Raw genomic sequence first — 17,370 nt, forward strand, 5'->3', positions numbered from 1 at the left:
CCCGCGGCCGGCCCCCGCTCCGAGTAGCGGGCATCCCGGACCCCTGGCAGTATCCGGAGTACCCCAGCAGCACCCGCGGGGCGCATTCCGTCGTACGTCGGCTCGCTGACACATGATCGTCACGCGGGCGGGCCGTACGGCGGTTTCCTGTCACCCGCCCGGGGCAGGCTCCCCGTGTCGCCGGACAGCCCGAACCCGTCATCCGGGAGGCTGGCGCCCCCGCCGCGCGTCGAAGCGGCCGGGTGCGCGACTCCCCGGGGAAAGGACGTCATGTCGGACCGCTCCTGGACCCGTGCTCCTTCCGTACCCACCTCACCATCCGGATCCACCTCACCGTCCGTATCGAATTCACCATCGAGTTCACCATCCGTGTCGGGGTCACGCCCCGTGACGGACGCGCGCTCGGCCGCGGCATCCTCATCCGCCCCGGCCGCGGCCTCGGCCGCGGCCTCGGCCGCCGCTTCGCCGACGGGCCCGGACGTGCCGTCCGCGACCGGCGTGCCGCCCGTCGCCGGGCGGCCGCTGGCGCCCGGCCTGCTGCGGTCGCTCGAACCGCTGCTGCGCTCCTGGCTGCCCAAACAGCGCTGGTTCGCCGGCAAGGGCCTGCCCATCGGCGGCTTCCGGCTGGCCGCGGCCACCGAGCTGATGCCTCCCGGCGGCCGGCTCGGCCCGCTGGGGCTGCTGCACGTCCTGGTGGACGTCGAGCAGCCCGGCCGCCCCGCCGACTGCTACCAACTGCTGCTCGGCGCGCACCCGCTGCTGCCGTCGGCGCTGGTACGGGCCGCGCTCGGCCCGGCCGTCGGCGGCCCGTACGACGGCCTGACGCTCTACGACGCGCCGCACGACCCCCGGCTGGCCGCGCTGCTGCTCGAACGGCTCCGCGCGCCCGGCACCACCGGGCGGCTGCGTTTCAGCGTCGAACCGCAGGAGGAGTTCCCGCCGGGGCTGACCCCGCGCGTCTCCACCGCCGAGCAGTCCAACACCTCGGTCGTGTACGGGGACGCCTACATCCTCAAGCTGTTCCGCCGCGTCTCCCCCGGCACCAACCCGGATCTGGAGCTGTCGCTCGCGCTGGCCCACAAGGGCTCGCGGCGGGTCGCGGAGCCGGTCGCCTGGTTCGAGGCGCTGCCGCCGGAGGGCGTCATGGGCCCGCAGGGCGCGGCGGCGGGCACGACGGAGCCGACCACGCTCGGTGTGCTCCAGCGCTTCCTGCCCGGCTCGTCCGACGGCTGGGCCCTGGCCCTGGCTTCGGTCGCCGAGGACGGCGACTTCACCGGCGAGGCGGCGGCGCTCGGCCGCGCCACGGCCGAGGTGCACGGCGCCCTGGCCGACGCGCTGCCGGTCCGTACCCTGGACGGCCCAGCGCTGGAACGTATCGCCTCGGCGATGACCCGGCGGCTGGACGAGACCGCGAAGGAGGTCCCGGCCGTACGGCCGCACGTCGCGGCGCTGCGCTCGGCCTTCGACGACCTCGCGCGGCTCGGCGCGGCCCCCGGCAACGCGGTGACCGCCCAGCGGATCCACGGCGACCTGCACCTGGGGCAGGCGCTGCGCGGTCCGGACGGCGAGTGGGTGCTGATCGACTTCGAGGGCGAGCCCGCCCGGCCGCTGGCCGAACGGCGCCGGGCGGCGCCGCCGGTCCAGGACGTGGCGGGCATGCTGCGGTCCTTCGACTACGCCGCCCACCACAGCGGCAACGGTCCCTGGGCCGCCCGCCACCGGGACGCCTTCTGCGCCGGGTACGCCGCCGTGTCCGGGGTGGACCCGCGCGAACAGCCCGTGCTGATACGGGCCTTCGAGACCGACAAGGCGGTCTACGAGGCCCGGTACGAGGCGCGGCACCGCCCCGCCTGGCTCCCCATCCCGCTCTCCGCCCTGGCCCGCCTGGCCGCCGCCACTTCTGACGCCGCCCCTTCTGAGGAGTCCAGCCCGTGACACGCCCCGACGACCGTTTCCTCCCCGAGGCCCAGGCGCGCGGCTACGACCGCGGCACCCCCCACCCGGCCGCCTCCGGCACGGCTCCGGGACCGGCCCCGCTTGCGGATACGACCCCGCCTGCCCCCCCGTCTGACGCCGCGGCGGTACCGGCCGCCCCGGTGCCGGGCGCGGGCCCTGTGGCGCCGGCGGTCACGGTGCCCGGCGCGGGCCCGGCCGCGACCGGCCGGCTCGCCGAGAGCGCCCCGCAGGGGCCCGGGGCCGAGTCCGATGTGCGGCTGCCGCCGCGTGAGCGCGAGCAGCCCACCACCGGCGGGAGGTCCGGGGCCGACCCCGAGCCCTCCTTCGGGCCGGAACCCGGAAGCCTGGTCGGCGACGACCGCCGGCGGCTGCTGGACGGCGCGCATCACGACCCGCACGGAGTGCTGGGTGCGCACCCGGTGGACGGCGGCGTCCGGATCAGGGCGCTGCGGCCGTTCGCACGGGCGGTGGCGGCCGTCGTGGACGGCGAGCGGTTCGACCTCACCGACGAGGCCGACGGCCTCTTCTCCGCGGTGCTGCCCCGCACCGACGTGCCGGAGTACCGGCTGGCCGTCACGTACGACGACGGCGAGCACATCGTGGAGGACCCGTACCGCTTCCTGCCGTCCCTCGGGGAGCTGGACCTGCATCTGATCGGGGAGGGGCGGCACGAGGAGCTGTGGAAGGCGCTGGGCTCCCGGCCGATGACGCACGGCGGCGTGACCGGTACGCGCTTCGCGGTGTGGGCGCCGAACGCGCGCGGGGTGCGCGTGGCCGGGGAGTTCAACTACTGGGACGGCACCGGCTTCCCGATGCGCTCGCTGGGCGCGACCGGGGTGTGGGAGCTGTTCGTGCCGGGCGTCGGCGCCGGGACGGCGTACAAGTACGAGATCACCCGGCCCGACGGCTCGCGCGGGATGAAGGCCGACCCGATGGCGCGGGCCACCGAGGTGCCGCCCGCGACCGCGTCGGTCGTCACGGAGTCGGCGTACGAGTGGGCCGACCAGGAGTGGATGGCCCGCAGGGGCGAACTCCCGGTGCACCGGGCGCCGTTCTCGGTCTACGAGCTGCACCTGGCCTCGTGGCGGCCGGGGCTGACCTACCGTGAGCTGGCCGAGCAGTTGCCCGCGTACGTGAAGGAACTCGGCTTCACGCACGTGGAGTTGATGCCGGTCGCCGAGCACCCCTTCGGCGGCTCCTGGGGCTACCAGGTGACGTCGTACTACGCGCCGACCTCGCGGCTCGGCTCGCCCGACGACTTCCGGTACCTGGTGGACGCCCTGCACGCGGCCGGGATCGGCGTGATCATGGACTGGGTGCCCGCGCACTTCCCCAAGGACGACTGGGCACTGGCCCGGTTCGACGGCGCGCCGCTGTACGAGCCCGCCGACCCGCGCCGGGCGGAACACCCGGACTGGGGCACCCTGGAGTTCGACTTCGGCCGTACCGAGGTGCGCAACTTCCTGGTGGCGAACGCCGTGTACTGGTGCGAGGAGTTCCACATCGACGGGCTGCGGGTGGACGCGGTGGCCTCGATGCTCTACCTCGACTACTCCCGCGAGGGCGGCGACTGGCTGCCCAACGCGTACGGCGGCCGGGAGAATCTGGACGCGGTGGCGTTCCTCCAGGAGATGAACGCGACCGTCTACCGGCGCTGTCCCGGCACCGTCACCATCGCCGAGGAGTCGACGGCCTGGGACGGGGTCACCCGGCCCACCCACCTGGTCGGCCCGGCCGGCTTCGGCGGCCTCGGCTTCGGCCTGAAGTGGAACATGGGCTGGATGCACGACTCGCTGGACTACGTCTCGCACGAGCCGGTGCACCGCAAGTACCACCACAACGAGATGACGTTCTCCATGGTGTACGCGTACTCGGAGAACTACGTGCTGCCCATCTCGCACGACGAAGTGGTGCACGGCAAGGGCTCGTTGGTGGCGAAGATGCCCGGCGACTGGTGGCAGCAGCGGGCCACCGTACGGGCGTACCTGGGCTTCATGTGGGCGCACCCCGGCAAGCAACTGCTCTTCATGGGGCAGGAGTTCGCGCAGGGCGCCGAGTGGTCGCACGAGAACGGCCCCGACTGGTGGCTGCTGGACGAGAGTTACCCGGCCGCGGCCGACCACAAGGGCGTACGCGACCTGGTCCGCGACCTGAACGCGGCGTACACGGCCGCGCCCGCGCTGTGGCAGCTCGACACCGACCCCAGCGGTTTCACCTGGATCGACGGCGGCGCGGTGGAGGACAACACCTTCTCCTTCCTCCGCTACGACGAGGCGGGTGACCCGCTGCTGTGCGTCAGCAACTTCTCCCCCGTCGTCCGCGAGAACTACCGCCTCGGCTCCCCCGACGTCGTCTGGAAGCAGGTGCTGAACACCGACGATGCCCGTTACGGCGGCAGCGGCGTCGTGGTCGCCGAGCCCGTCAAGAGCGAGCCGACGCCCTGGAACGGCCAGCCCCACAGCATCTCGCTGACCCTTCCCCCGCTGGCGACCCTCTGGCTGCGCCCGGCGTAGCCCCCGCATGACGGACACGGCCCCCGCGGGCCGGGCGACGGCCCGGCCCGCGGGGGCCGTTTGCGCCCCACCAGCAGGACAGGAAAGTTTCCTAACCAAAACCCTTGTTGCGGACACGCCAGCGCTACTACCGTTCCGGCAATGCCTTTCCGGGCCCTTCCGGAAGCTCAACTCCCCGCTCAGGCAAGGAGTGTCCCCCCATGTCGTCCTCCGCAACCCCCCGCCTCCGCAGGACCGCCCTCGCCGCCGCCACCGGGCTGACCGCCGCCCTCGCGCTCGGCCTCGGCACGGCGGCCGGTTCCGCCCACGCGGCGGCGACCGCGCTGCCCAGCGGCATCTCGGCGCCCTATCTCTACCTGGGCTGGGGCAACCCGCCCTCGGCCACGTCGGTGATGTCGGCGACCGGCATCAAGCAGTTCACGATGGCCTTCATGCTCTCCGACGGCGGCTGCAACCCGAAGTGGGACGGCGGCCGCGCGCTGACCGGCGGCACCGACCAGTCCACGATCAACGCGATCAGGAACGCGGGCGGTGACGTCACCGTCTCCTTCGGCGGCTACAGCGGCAACAAGCTGGGCCAGAAGTGCACATCGGCGTCCGCGCTCGCCGGGGCGTACCAGAAGGTGATCGACGCCTACTCCCTGAAGTCGATCGACATCGACATCGAGGCGGGCGAGTTCAGCAACGCGACCGTGCGGCAGCGGGTGGTCGACGCGCTCAAGACGGTCCGCGCGAACAACAGCGCCCTGAAGATCTACGTCACCTTCGGCACCACGCCGACCGGGCCCGACTCCGCGGGCAAGGACCTGATCAAGAAGGGCGCCGCCGCCGGGCTGAACATCGACGCCTGGGCCGTCATGCCCTTCGACTACGACCAGGGCGGCACCACCGACATGCTGGCCACCACCAAGTCCGCGGTGGACGGCCTGAAGAACGCCGTCGCCAGCGCGTACGGGCTGTCCTCCGACGCCGCCTACCGCAAGGTCGGCCTGTCCTCGATGAACGGCAAGACCGACAGCGCGGGCGAGACCGTCTCGCTCGCGGACTTCAAGTCGATCGTGTCCTACGCGACCGGCCACCACCTGGCCCGCGTCAGCTTCTGGGCCCTCAACCGGGACCGCAAGTGCGGCTCCGGCGAGTCCGCGGGCGACTCGTGCAGCGGCATCACGCAGAACACGTACGACTTCACCAAGGCCCTGGCCGCGTACACCGGCTGAGGCCGCGTCAGACGGCCTCAGCCGGCCTCGGGCGAGGGCAGCGGAGGAAGGGGCGGGGTCAGAAGACCGACTCCGCCTCTTCCATGCGCTCCTCGGGGACGGTCTTGAGCTGGGTGACGGCGTCGGCCAGCGGGACCAGGCCGATCGTCGTGCCCTGGAGCGAAGTCATGTGACCGAAGGCCCCCTTGTGGGCGGCCTCCACCGCGTGCCAGCCGAAGCGGTTGGCCAGCACCCGGTCGTACGCGGTCGGCACGCCGCCGCGCTGGACGTGGCCGAGGATGACCGGGCGGGCCTCCTTGCCCAGCCGCTCCTCCAGCTCCATGGCAAGCGTGGCGCCGATGCCCGCGAAGCGCTCGTGCCCGTACTTGTCGATCTCGCCGACGCCGTAGTCCATGCTGCCCTTGGCCGGGTGGGCGCCCTCGGCGACGCAGATGACGGCGAATTTCTTGCCGCGCGCGAAGCGTTCCTCGACCATCGCCACCAACTGGGACGGCTCGAAGGGGCGTTCGGGGATGCAGATGCCGTGCGCGCCGCCCGCCATGCCCGCCTCCAGGGCGATCCACCCGGCGTGCCGGCCCATCACCTCGACCACCATCACGCGCTGGTGGGACTCCGCGGTGGTCTTCAGCCGGTCTATGGCCTCGGTGGCGACGGTCACGGCGGTGTCGAAGCCGAAGGTGCGGTCGGTGCCGTTGATGTCGTTGTCGATGGTCTTGGGCACTCCCACCACCGGCATCCCGGCGTCGGAGAGCATCCGGGCGGCGGTCAGCGTGCCCTCGCCGCCGATCGGGATCAGCACGTCGATGCCGTACTCGGCGCACATCTCATCCGCGTTGTCCGCCGCCTCGCGCAGCCGGGCGCGCTCCAGCCGGGCCGAGCCGAGGATGGTGCCGCCGCGGGCGAGGATGCCGCTCACCGAGTTGAGGTCGAGCGGCCGGAAGCGGCCCTCCAGCAGGCCGACGAAGCCGTCCTCGAAGCCGATGACCTCGTCGTCGTACCCGGTCAGCGCGCGGTGCACGACCGACCGGATGACGGCGTTGAGGCCGGGGCAGTCGCCGCCGGCGGTGAGGACTCCGATACGCATGGGCCTGTCTCTCCAGACGGTCGTCGGCTGCTGCTGTGGCGCGTGCTGTCACGCGCTGTCGGTATCCAGTGGATCACAGCGCCTGGTCACCCCGGAGCGGGGCTCCAGGTCACGGGGACTTCGGGACCAGCGTGCACTCGGTGATCCGGCCCGCCACATAGTCGTCCACATTGCGGACGGTGGCGGCGACGATCTCGTCGATCGCGTCCACCGTGAAGTACGCCTGGTGCGAGGTGATCAGCACATGCGTGAAGGTCAGCAGCCGGGCCAGGGTGTCGTCCGTCATCACCTCCAGCGACTTGTCGTAGAAGAAGACCCCGGCCTCCTCCTCGTACACGTCGAGCCCGACGCCGCCGAGCCTGCCCTCGCGCAGCGTCTCGACCAGCGCGGCGGAGTCGATCAGGCCGCCGCGGCTGGAGTTGATCAGGATCGCGTCGTCCTTCATCAGCGCCAGCCGCCGCTCGCCGACCAGGTGGTGGGTGGAGGGCATCAGCGGCACATGGAGGCTGATCAGGTCCGACTCCCGGAAGAGCCGGTCCAGTTCGACGTACTCCATCCCCAGTTCGGTGCAGGCGGGGTTGACCGCGATGTCCCAGCCGAGAATCCGCATGCCGTAGCCGCGGGCGATGGCGGTGAAGGCGGTGCCGATCTTGCCGGTGCCGACCACGCCGACCGTACGGCCGTGGAAGTCCCGGCCGAGCAGGCCGTCGAGCCGGAAGTCGAAGTCGCGCGTGCGGCTCGCGGCCCGCACGATCCGCCGGTTCAGCGCCGAGGCCAGCGTCCAGGCGAACTCCGCCACCGAATACGGGGAGTAGCGGGCCACGCGCGCCACCGTCATCCCCAGCCGCTCCGCGTGGTCCAGGTCGATGTTGTTGTAGCCCGTCGAGCGCTGCGCGATCAGCTTCGTGCCACCGCGCACCAGGGCTTCGAGCACCGGCGCGTCCAGCACCGCGTTCACACTCGTCGACACGGCCTCGTACCCCGCCGCCAGCGGCAAGGTGTCCTTGGTGAGGAACGTCTCAAGACACCGCACCTGATGGCGCGCCCCGAAGGCCGCCTCCAGCAGAGGGCGCTCGTCGCGCTGCACCCCAGTCGCCAACACGTCCACAGGACCGGCCCTCCTTACGTGAGTCCTTCCTCACTCTACGTGCGCGCCGCGCGCCCCGCGCCACGCCTCGCGGAGGCGGGCCGGTGCCCCTGGGCGGCAGGCGGTACCCGGGAGCGTTAGCGTCAGGGGTGCGTACGGCCGTACGCGAAGGGTTCAGGGCAGAACGGACGGATCAAGCGTGACGCGCAGCGTCTACCTCACGGGGATCGGCCGCGGCGACGGCCGCCAGGTGATCGAGCTGGGGGTGATGGAGCTGCTGACCCGCCAGGTCGACCGGGTCGGCGTCTACCGCCCGCTGGTCCACGACACCCCCGACCGTATTTTCGAGCTGCTGCGCAGCCGCTACCGGCTGACCCAGGACGCGGCGAGCGTCTTCGGCATGGGGTACGAGGAGGCGGCGGCGCTCCAGGCCGAGCAGGGACAGGAGGCGCTGACCGCCCGGTTGGTGGACGGCTACCTGAGGGTGGCGGCGGAGTACGAGACGGTGCTGATCCTCGGGTCCGACTTCGCGGGCACCAACCTCCCGGCGGAGCTGGGCGTCAACGCGCGGCTGGCGAACGAGTGCGGCGCGTCGGTGCTCGCGGTGATCGGCGGTCTGGAGCAGTCGGCGGAGTCGGTGGTCGCCGAGGTGCGCAACGCGTACCACGCGTACACGAATCTGGGCTGCGACGTGATCGCGATGATCGCGAACCGGGTGGCCCCGGCGGAGGTCGCGGAGGCGGCGGAGCGGCTGGGCCGGGTCCCGGACGTGCCGGTGTACGTGCTGCCGGACGAGCCCGCGCTGTCGGCGCCGACGGTGGCGCAGATCGCGGAGACGCTGGGCGCGCGGGTGCTGCTGGGCGACGACGCGGGGATGTCCAGGGACGCGCTGGACTTCGTGTTCGGCGGCGCGATGCTGCCGACGTTCCTGCCCGCGCTGACCCCCGGCTGTGTGGTGGTGACGCCCGGCGACCGGGCGGATCTGGTGATCGGGGCGCTGGCGGCGCACTCGGCCGGGTCGCCGCCGATCGCGGGGGTGCTGCTGACGCTGGACGAGAAGCCGCCGCCGCACATCCTGGCGCTGGCGAACCGGCTGGCGCCCGGCACCCCGGTGCTGTCGGTGGCGACCGGCTCCTTCCCGACGGCGGCCGGGCTGTTCGCGCTGGACGGCAAGCTGGGCGCGGGCACACCGCGCAAGGCGGAGACGGCGCTGGGCGTGTTCGAGACGCATGTGGACACCGCGGAGCTGACCGAGCGGCTGTCGGTGGCCAGGTCGGCGCGGGTGACGCCGATGATGTTCGAGCACGCGCTGATTGAGCGGGCGCGGTCGGCGCGCAAGCGGATCGTGCTGCCCGAGGGCGGCGAGGAACGAATTCTGCGGGCCACCGAGGTGCTGCTGCGCCGCGGGGTGTGCGACCTGATCCTGCTCGGCGAGGAGGACACGCTGCGCAAGAAGGCGGCCGACCTCGGGATCTCCCTCGACCAGCCGGGCGTGAGCGTCGTCGACCCGCAGACCTCACCGCTGCGGGACCGGTTCGCCGCGCTGTACGCGCAGCTGCGCGCGCACAAGGGCGTCAGCTACGAGCTGGCGTACGACGTGGTCGCGGACGTGTCGTACTTCGGCACCCTGATGGTCCAGGAGGGCCTGGCCGACGGCATGGTGTCGGGCGCGGTGCACTCCACGGCGGCGACGATCCGCCCGGCCTTCGAGATCATCAAGACCCGCCCCGACGCGGCGATCGTCTCCTCGGTGTTCTTCATGTGCCTGGCGGACAAGGTGCTGGTGTACGGCGACTGCGCCGTCAATCCGGACCCGGACGCCGAGCAGTTGGCGGACATCGCCATCCAGGCGGCGGGCACCGCGGCCCGCTTCGACGTACAGCCGCGGATCGCGATGCTGTCGTACTCGACCGGCACCTCGGGCTCGGGCGCGGACGTCGACAAGGTGCGGGCGGCCACCGAGCTGGTCCGCGAGCGGCGGCCCGACCTGCTGGTGGAGGGGCCGATCCAGTACGACGCGGCGGTGGCGCCCTCGGTGGCGGCCACCAAGATGCCGGGGTCCGCGGTGGCCGGGCAGGCGACCGTGCTGATCTTCCCCGACCTGAACACCGGCAACAACACGTACAAGGCGGTGCAGCGCTCGGCGGGCGCGGTCGCCGTCGGACCGGTGCTCCAGGGTCTGCGCAAGCCGGTCAACGACCTGTCGCGCGGCGCGCTGGTGCAGGACATCGTCACGACGGTCGCGATCACCGCGATCCAGGCCCAGGGAGAGAACCCGTGAGCGCGACCCGTGTACTGGTCATCAACTCCGGCTCCTCGTCGGTGAAGTACCAACTGCTGGACATGGCCGACCACGCGCGTCTGGCGACCGGTCTGGTGGAGCGGATCGGCGAGGGCGGCGGTGCGCCCGACCACGCGGCGGCGCTGCACACCGTGGCGGAGCAGCTCGACGAGCAGGGCCTCGGCCTGGACTCGCCGGAGCTGGCGGCGATCGGCCACCGGGTGGTGCACGGCGGTACGCGTTTCACCGAGCCGACGCTGATCACCGACGAGGTGGTGGCCGCGATCGAGGAGCTGGTGCCGTTGGCACCTCTGCACAATCCGGCCAACATCACCGGTATCAAGGTGACGCGTGAGCTGCGGCCCGATCTGCCGCAGGTCGCGGTCTTCGACACGGCCTTCCACTCGACGATCCCGGAGGCCGCGGCGCGGTACGCGATCGACGCGGCGACCGCCGACCGGTACGGCATCCGCCGCTACGGTTTCCACGGCACCTCGCACGCCTTCGTCTCGCGGGCGACGGCGGAGCTGCTCGGCAGGGAGCCGGCCGACGTCAACGTGATCGTGCTGCACCTGGGCAACGGCGCGTCGGCCTCCGCGGTGCGCGGCGGGGTGTGCGTGGACACCTCGATGGGCCTGACGCCCCTTGAGGGGCTGGTCATGGGCACCCGCTCCGGCGACCTCGACCCGGCGGTGGTGTTCCACCTGGAGCGGGTGGCCGGCATGGGCACCGACGAGATCGACACGCTGCTGAACAAGCGCAGCGGTCTGCTGGGCCTGTGCGGTGACAACGACATGCGGGAGATCGGCCGCCGGATGGCCGAGGGCGACCGGGCGGCGCAGCTCGCCTTCGACGTCTACGCGCACCGGATCCGCCGTTACGTAGGGGCCTTCAGCGCGGTGCTGGGCCGGGTGGACGCGATCGCCTTCACGGCGGGCGTCGGCGAGAATTCGGCCGCAGTTCGCGAAGCGGCTTTGTTGGGTCTCGACAATCTAGGTGTCACTATGGACCCTGTACGCAACGCGCTTCGCGGCACTGCGGCCCGGCTGGTCTCGGCGGCGGCGTCGCGGGTGGCCGTCGCGGTGGTGCCCACTGACGAAGAGCTGGAGATCGCCCGCGATACTTACGTACTGGCGACCGAATAAGCATGGCTGACCGTCCCGCAGCCACGACCGCCCCTGGAATATTCCGGAGCGGAACAAACCGATAGGATAGCGCCCATGCGCCGAGCCAAGATCGTCTGTACCCTGGGTCCCGCCGTCGACTCCTACGACCAGCTCAAGTCGTTGGTCGAGGCGGGCATGAATGTGGCCCGTTTCAATTTCAGTCACGGCAGCCACGCCGAGCACGAGGAGCGCTACCAGCGCGTCCGTAAGATCGCCGCCGAGACCGGCCGGGCGATCGGAGTCCTCGCCGACCTCCAGGGTCCCAAGATCCGCCTCGCCAAATTCGCCGACGGACCGGTCGAGTTGATCGCGGGCGACGAGTTCACCATCACCGTCGAGGACGTCGCGGGCGACAAGTCCATCTGCGGTACCACGTACAAGGGTCTGCCGGGCGATGTCTCCAAGGGCGACCCGATCCTGATCAACGACGGCAACGTGGCGCTGCGCGTCATCGAGGTCGAGGGCCCGCGGGTCCGCACGCTGGTGGTCGAGGGCGGCGTGATCTCCGACCACAAGGGCATCAACCTGCCGGGCGCCGCGGTGAACGTGCCGGCGCTGTCCGAGAAGGACATCGACGACCTGCGGTTCGCGCTCCGGATGGGCGTCGACATGGTCGCGCTGTCCTTCGTGCGCGACGCCAAGGACGTCCGTGACGTGCACCGCGTCATGGACGAGGAGGGGCGCCGCGTCCCGGTCATCGCCAAGGTGGAGAAGCCGCAGGCGGTCGAGAACATGGAGAGCGTCGTCGCGGCGTTCGACGCGGTGATGGTGGCGCGCGGCGACCTCGCCGTGGAGTACCCGCTGGAGCAGGTGCCGGTCGTGCAGAAGCGGCTGGTCGAGATGTGCCGGCGCAACGCCAAGCCGGTGATCGTGGCGACCCAGATGATGGAGTCGATGATCACCAACTCGCGGCCCACGCGCGCCGAGGCGTCCGACGTGGCCAACGCGATCCTGGACGGCGCGGACGCGGTCATGCTGTCCGCCGAGTCGTCGGTCGGCAAGTATCCGATCGAGACCGTCAAGACGATGTCGCGGATCGTCGTGGCCGCCGAGGAGGAGCTGCTGTGCCGCGGGCTCCAGCCGCTGGCCCCCGGCAAGAAGCCCCGCACCCAGGGCGGCGCCGTGGCCCGCGCCGCCGCCGAGCTGGGCGACTTCCTGGACGCCAAGTCCCTGGTCGCCTTCACCAAGTCCGGTGACACCGCCCGCCGCCTGGCCCGCTACCGCGTGCCCGAGCCGGTCCTGGCCTTCACCACCGACCCCGCCACCCGCAACCAGCTCGCGCTGACCTGGGGTGTGGAGTCCTTCGTGGTCGAGCACGTCGACAACACCGACGCCATGGTCGAGCTCGTCGACCGCGAGATGCTCAAGCTCTCCGAGTACGCCAAGGGCGACACCGTCATCATCACCGCCGGCTCCCCTCCGGGCGTCCCCGGCACCACCAACCTCGTCCGCGTCCACCACCTCGGCGACTGACCGCCCCCTCCCCCGGAGAAACCAGCGACCAGCGACCGCCCGCGGCCCGCGCCCCTTCCGAAAGGGGTGCGGGCCGCGCGGCGTCGGGGGCTCGGCTAGCCGGGGGTGCCGTAGATGTGCATGCCGGGGACGTGGAGGGTGCCGCCGAACTGGGCCGCCTGGATGACGGTGGCGTTGGTGAAGAACAGTTCGGGGAGGGTCAGCGGCGGGGGCGCCTTCGGGGTGAAGGTGATGGGGATCAGCCCGAGGAGATTGCCGCTGAGGGACTCGGTGTAGAGCGTCACCGTGCCGTTGGTGAACTTCGAGGTGGAGCCCTTGGCCGCCTCGACGTTCGTCTTCGTGCCCTTGGGGCCGTCGACTATCTGGTGCAGATTGTCGATGTCGATGCCGGAGACGGTGAACTTCAGGACGTCCTTCACCGTGCCGTTGTGCGTCTTGACCTTGACTATGCCGTGGTACGACAGGCCGTGCAGGGTCAGCTTCGTGGTCTTCAGGACCCACGGGGTGTCCGGCAGCAGGGGTATGCCCTGCTCGACATCGGCGTCGGCGAGCGCCTTCGCGTCGTACACCGGGCACGGGTAGGACTGCGGGTCGTCGGTGCCGCCCGCGCTCGGGGTGGCACTGGGCGACGCCTTGTCCTTGGCGCCCTTGGCCGCGTCCTTGGCGTCCTTGGCCGCGTCCTTGGTGTCCTTCACCGTCTTGTCGAGACCGCCGACGGCGGTGTCCACGGTGTCCTTGACGGTCTTGCCGGCCGTGCCCACCGGGTCGTCGCCCTTGGCGGGCGCGCTCGCCGACGGCGACGTGCTCGGCTCGGGCTTCGCGGTCGTCGGCGCCGGGTCCGGCTGCGGGGCCTGGGTGGTGGGCGTCGCGGTCGGGGTCTTGCCGCCGCCGAGCAGCCCGCTCACCAGGTCGCCCAGGCCCAGCGGGTCCCACGGGTTGACCGACTTGGTCGGGCTCGGGGTCGCGCTCGGCGTGCCGGTCGCCCGGGACGTGTTCTCGGTCTTGCTGTCGGCGCCGCTGTCGGACGACGGGGCCTTCGCCGAGTCGGTCGGCGCGGGCGCCTCCGGGCTCGTGGAAGGACTCGGACTGCTCGACGGGCTCGGGCCGGTCGTCGGCTTCGACGTCTCCTGCCCGCCCGGCTTGTCCGTGGCCTTGCCGTCCGCCGCGCTCTTGGAGGCCGAAGGGCTCGGGGTGTCCGACTGGGTCACGCAGGGGCCGGGCTTGTACGGGTTCTTGGGCATCTCGTCGGCCTGCGCGAGGTGCGGCGTGAAGCCCATGCCCATCAGCACGGCCGTGGGCATCGCGGCCAGGGCGACCGCCTTCCCGGCGGGCACGTGCAGCTTGGTCAGCAGGGACTTGCGGGGAGCCGCGTGCCGCGGTCCCGAGGTGGCCCGGTTACGGGACCCGTCGCTCTCGGCCTGCTGAGCGTCGTCACCCAGCACGGTGCCTCCCGTTCTCCTCGGTGTTCTCTTCGTCGGGCCGCGCTCCGGCGTGGACCGGCTCGGGCTGTCCGTACGCCTCAGCGGGCTCGTGGGGCCCCTGGGACTGCGCGGGCAGGGTGGGCGGAGCGTTCTCGTCGCCGCCGCCCTCAGGGGCGCCGTCGGGCAGCTCCGCCTTCTCGCCCGGCTCGTCGGCCGCCGGGACACCCGGCGCCCAGGAGACGGCGAGCGCGCCGCCGAGCAGCGCGGGCAGGAAGCCGACGAGGAAGCCGCCGAAGTTGGAGACCACCAGCGACACCAGGGCGAGCAGGATCGACGCGACACCGGCGAAGATGCGTACCGCGCTCTGGAACCACATGGTGAGGCCGAGCACGAACAGCAGGACACCGATGATCAGCGAGCCGGAGCCCGCGGTCGTCGCCATCCGGACGGTCAGTTGGCCGAGCGTGAGGTTCGCGTACGGGAAGTAGGCGATCGGCACTCCGGCGAGGAGGGTCAGCAGACCCGCCCAGAACGGGCGCCCCCAACGCCAGTGGCGGAACGACAGCCGCCAATAACGGATCCGGGCACTCAGTCCTGTTGACTCGGCGCTCATAGGAAACAGCTCCCTGGGACTGGCTTTGCTGAGAGATCGATCGGTGGCGCCGGGTGAGCCGCGTCCCGCGCGGCTCACCCGGACCACTCAGGCGGTGCTTAGTAGCACTCCACCCCGGCGCCGGAGCCCTTCTTGACGCCGAGGCTGAGGCCCGCGAGCTTGAAGGTGCCCGCGCTGGTGGCCCAGGCGGTCTGGTGCACGCCGTCGAGGATGGCCCGGTCGGCCTCCTGGGCGAACGACCCTGGGTCCGTCGCGTCCTTGTCCTTGATGCCAGGACCCTTGTGACTGTCACCGGCCGCGACACCGATGTTGATGTTCCGGAACTCTGCATCGGCGTCGAGCTGGTCGAGGTCGATGTAGAGGTTGTGTGCCACAACCGGCTTCTTCGGGTCCTTGCCGGCGGTCAACTTCAGGGTCACGTCACCGATCGGCGTCGGGACGACCACGGACTGGCACAGGCCGTTGATGGTGGCGTCGGTGAACGCCGAGACCGCGACCGGAATGTACTTGCCACCGTGCTGAACGTCGAGCGCGCCGTACTGCTCGAAGCCGGTGCCGTCCAGGTGATCCGCCGTTACCTTGAACTGCTGACCTGACACGCTGAACGACGCGGCGAGCGCGCCCTGAGCGATGGCTATACCCACCGCGGCCGTAGCCGCGACACTCGGCACCATGACGACGGCGAACCGCCGCCATCTGGTACCGCCACGAACGAGCGACTCCATTTTTCCTCCTTCTCGGACGTACATCTCCGGCCGGGATGTTCGGGTCCTGGCCTGGGATGGGAGAAGTGCTACGTCCTCGGGAAGGAGAGCGCCGGTGATCGGCGGACCGTCCCTCCCCACGAAGAAGCAAGGAGTACGGACGGCGGTGTCCGAATCTTCGGCGATCACCCCCGAGCGACAACCACTGGCCACGCTCTCGCGCAACCTGCTGGACAGGCTCCGCCGGTAGGCGAAGACCCCCCTGTCCCGGAGCGGCGGCATGAGCCGTACGCACCCACTCGGCGGGGACCCGCGGACCGTGGCGCCGACTGGCGGCCGGGCTGTGGCAACGGACCGAGCTTGGCCGATCGTGGTCCATTCGGGCGCGCCGCACAAGGGGCTCATTACTAGCGAGTAACGGATGGGTGTCGCGGCCGTGCGCCCCGGACGGGGCGATTTCACGCAGAGTGAGGAAGACCGGGGCATGTAAATCCGGCATAAAGAACATCAGCGGTCGAAACGGAGCTGATTTCTTACCGGAGGTAACGGCGACCGCTCATTGTCACGGTTTGATAAAGTGCGGTCGCCGTATCGCTAAATCTCTGAGTAAAACCGGGGCGGGCACTCGGGGAACCGGCGGTAACTGACCGCAGGGTCAGCTCGGCGGAGCGTCCCGTTCAGCCGCCCGGCCGCCTCAGAAGAGGACTCTGATCAGCGCCGTACGCGCGGCGACCACCCGGGGGTCGTCGGGGCCGATGACCTCGAACAGTTCCAGCAGCCGTACGCGGACCGCGTCGCGGTCGTCGCCCGCGGTGCGGCGCACGGTGTCCACCAGCCGCGAGAAGGCGTCCTCCACATGACCGCCCACCAGATCGAGGTCGGCGGCGGCGAGCTGCGCGGTGACGTCGGAGGGTGACGCGGCGGCGGCCTCGCGGACCGCCTGCTGGTCGGCGCCCTGCACGCGGTCGAGCAGCTCGGCCTGGGCCAGGCCCAGCTTGGCCTCGGCATTGCCCGGCTCGTCGGAGAGCACATTGCGGTACGCCTGGATGGCGCCGCCCAGGTCACCGGCGTCCAGCGCGTCGTGCGCGGCGGACAGCGCCAGCTCCTGCGGGGTGGCCGGGCGCGGCGGCGCCTCGGCGGCCGGGGCCGCGCCCTGGGCGGCGGCGTCCGTGTCGACCTCGGGGCCGACGATGCCGAAGCGCTGCTCGGCGACGGCGATCAACTGGTCGAGCACTTCGGTGATCTGGTCCTCGGGCGCGCTGCCCTGGAAAAGCGGCATGGCCTGCCCGGCCAGCACCGCGAAGACCGCGGGCACTCCCTGGACACCGAACTGCTGGAAGAGCATCTGGTTGGCGTAGACCTCGGCGGTGGCGAGGACGAAGCGCCCGCGGTACTCGGCGGTGAGCCGTTCCAGTACCGCGTTGAGCTGCTTGCTCGCGTCGGCCTGGTCGGCCCAGAAGCTGATGACGACCGGGACTTCGGCGGAGCGCTGGAGGACGTCGCTCTCGAAGGTCTCCTCGGTCACCTCGATGACGAGCGGCGAAGCGGTGTGGGCGTCGGCGTTCGCGGGGTCCTGCCGCTGCGCCCTGGCCTGCTCGGCCTTCACCTTGGCCTCACCGGCCGCCTTCACCGCGGCGAGGTCGACCACGCCGCTCATGGACATGTTCCGTGGCTGCATGAGGTCAATCCTCCCCCCTACCGGAGCCGATCGTGCACAGACCCCGGATAGACCCCGGATCTGGTGGTGCTGAGCGGTGCTGTCGGTGCGGATCCCCATCCGCACCCGTGGTTGTCGCACGTTTCGCTACGGGTCGTAGCGTAACTGCCCTGAGCTGCCCGGCGGAAGCCGCCCGAT

General features: G+C 71.4%; 12 protein-coding genes. 6 read left to right on the forward strand and 6 right to left on the reverse strand.

Annotation, left to right across the window (positions count from 1 at the left end; translation table 11 throughout):
• The first annotated feature begins 480 nt into the window (after nt 1-480).
• From ACIOC1_RS06150 to ACIOC1_RS06160, 3 genes are all read left to right on the forward strand, one after another.
• Nucleotides 481-1,935 carry a maltokinase gene (locus ACIOC1_RS06150; protein ID WP_401852281.1) on the forward strand — a complete coding sequence of 485 codons (1,455 nt, stop codon included), beginning with the start codon at nt 481-483 and terminating at the stop codon, nt 1,933-1,935.
• Nucleotides 1,932-4,469: a 1,4-alpha-glucan branching enzyme gene (gene glgB / locus ACIOC1_RS06155; RefSeq protein ID WP_401852283.1), complete on the forward strand. Its 2,538-nt coding sequence runs from the start codon at nt 1,932-1,934 to the stop codon at nt 4,467-4,469. The genes ACIOC1_RS06150 and glgB overlap by 4 nt, the downstream gene beginning before the upstream one ends.
• Nucleotides 4,470-4,669: 200 nt before the next feature.
• The gene (locus ACIOC1_RS06160) at nt 4,670-5,686 is read left to right on the forward strand and encodes a chitinase (RefSeq protein ID WP_401852286.1); all 1,017 of its coding nucleotides are present in this window, start codon (nt 4,670-4,672) and stop codon (nt 5,684-5,686) included.
• 58 nt (nt 5,687-5,744) lie between these two features.
• Here the strand turns inward: ACIOC1_RS06160 and ACIOC1_RS06165 are convergent, their stop codons facing one another.
• Together ACIOC1_RS06165 and ACIOC1_RS06170 are read right to left on the reverse strand one after the other, a co-directional pair.
• A complete protein-coding gene (locus ACIOC1_RS06165) occupies nt 5,745-6,770 on the reverse strand; it encodes an ATP-dependent 6-phosphofructokinase (RefSeq protein ID WP_355349595.1) in 1,026 nt (341 codons plus the stop codon).
• A 109-nt stretch (nt 6,771-6,879) separates the two neighbouring features.
• Nucleotides 6,880-7,878 (reverse strand): 2-hydroxyacid dehydrogenase, encoded by a 999-nt coding sequence (locus tag ACIOC1_RS06170; RefSeq protein ID WP_355349598.1) that lies wholly within the window; start codon nt 7,876-7,878, stop codon nt 6,880-6,882.
• Between the two features lie 178 nt (nt 7,879-8,056).
• Here ACIOC1_RS06170 and pta point away from each other — a divergent pair, with 178 nt between their 5' ends.
• The 3 genes from pta (at nt 8,057) to pyk (ending at nt 12,777) form a co-directional block, all read left to right on the forward strand.
• Nucleotides 8,057-10,138, forward strand: coding sequence for a phosphate acetyltransferase (gene pta / locus ACIOC1_RS06175; RefSeq protein ID WP_355349601.1), 2,082 nt, complete (start codon nt 8,057-8,059; stop codon nt 10,136-10,138).
• Nucleotides 10,135-11,283 (forward strand): acetate/propionate family kinase, encoded by a 1,149-nt coding sequence (locus ACIOC1_RS06180; protein ID WP_391044645.1) that lies wholly within the window; start codon nt 10,135-10,137, stop codon nt 11,281-11,283. The genes pta and ACIOC1_RS06180 overlap by 4 nt, the downstream gene beginning before the upstream one ends.
• A gap of 75 nt (nt 11,284-11,358) precedes the next feature.
• On the forward strand, nt 11,359-12,777 hold the full coding sequence (pyk, locus tag ACIOC1_RS06185) for a pyruvate kinase (protein WP_355349607.1): 1,419 nt from the start codon (nt 11,359-11,361) through the stop codon (nt 12,775-12,777).
• 95 nt (nt 12,778-12,872) lie between these two features.
• Here the strand turns inward: pyk and ACIOC1_RS06190 are convergent, their stop codons facing one another.
• From ACIOC1_RS06190 to ACIOC1_RS06205, 4 genes are all read right to left on the reverse strand, one after another.
• Entirely contained in the window at nt 12,873-14,219 is a 1,347-nt protein-coding gene (locus ACIOC1_RS06190) for a hypothetical protein (RefSeq protein WP_401852290.1), read from the reverse strand.
• Nucleotides 14,209-14,811 (reverse strand): DUF6114 domain-containing protein, encoded by a 603-nt coding sequence (locus ACIOC1_RS06195; protein ID WP_401852293.1) that lies wholly within the window; start codon nt 14,809-14,811, stop codon nt 14,209-14,211. The genes ACIOC1_RS06190 and ACIOC1_RS06195 overlap by 11 nt, the downstream gene beginning before the upstream one ends.
• Nucleotides 14,812-14,909: 98 nt before the next feature.
• Entirely contained in the window at nt 14,910-15,536 is a 627-nt protein-coding gene (locus tag ACIOC1_RS06200; protein WP_355349616.1) for a DUF6230 family protein, read from the reverse strand.
• Between the two features lie 673 nt (nt 15,537-16,209).
• Nucleotides 16,210-17,193, reverse strand: a complete 984-nt coding sequence (locus tag ACIOC1_RS06205; protein ID WP_355349619.1) for a tetratricopeptide repeat protein — start codon at nt 17,191-17,193, stop codon at nt 16,210-16,212.
• Nucleotides 17,194-17,370: the final 177 nt, after the last annotated feature.

Source organism: Streptomyces sp. NPDC088197, from assembly GCF_044741185.1.
In the GTDB taxonomy this organism is placed as follows: Bacteria; Actinomycetota; Actinomycetes; order Streptomycetales; family Streptomycetaceae; genus Actinacidiphila.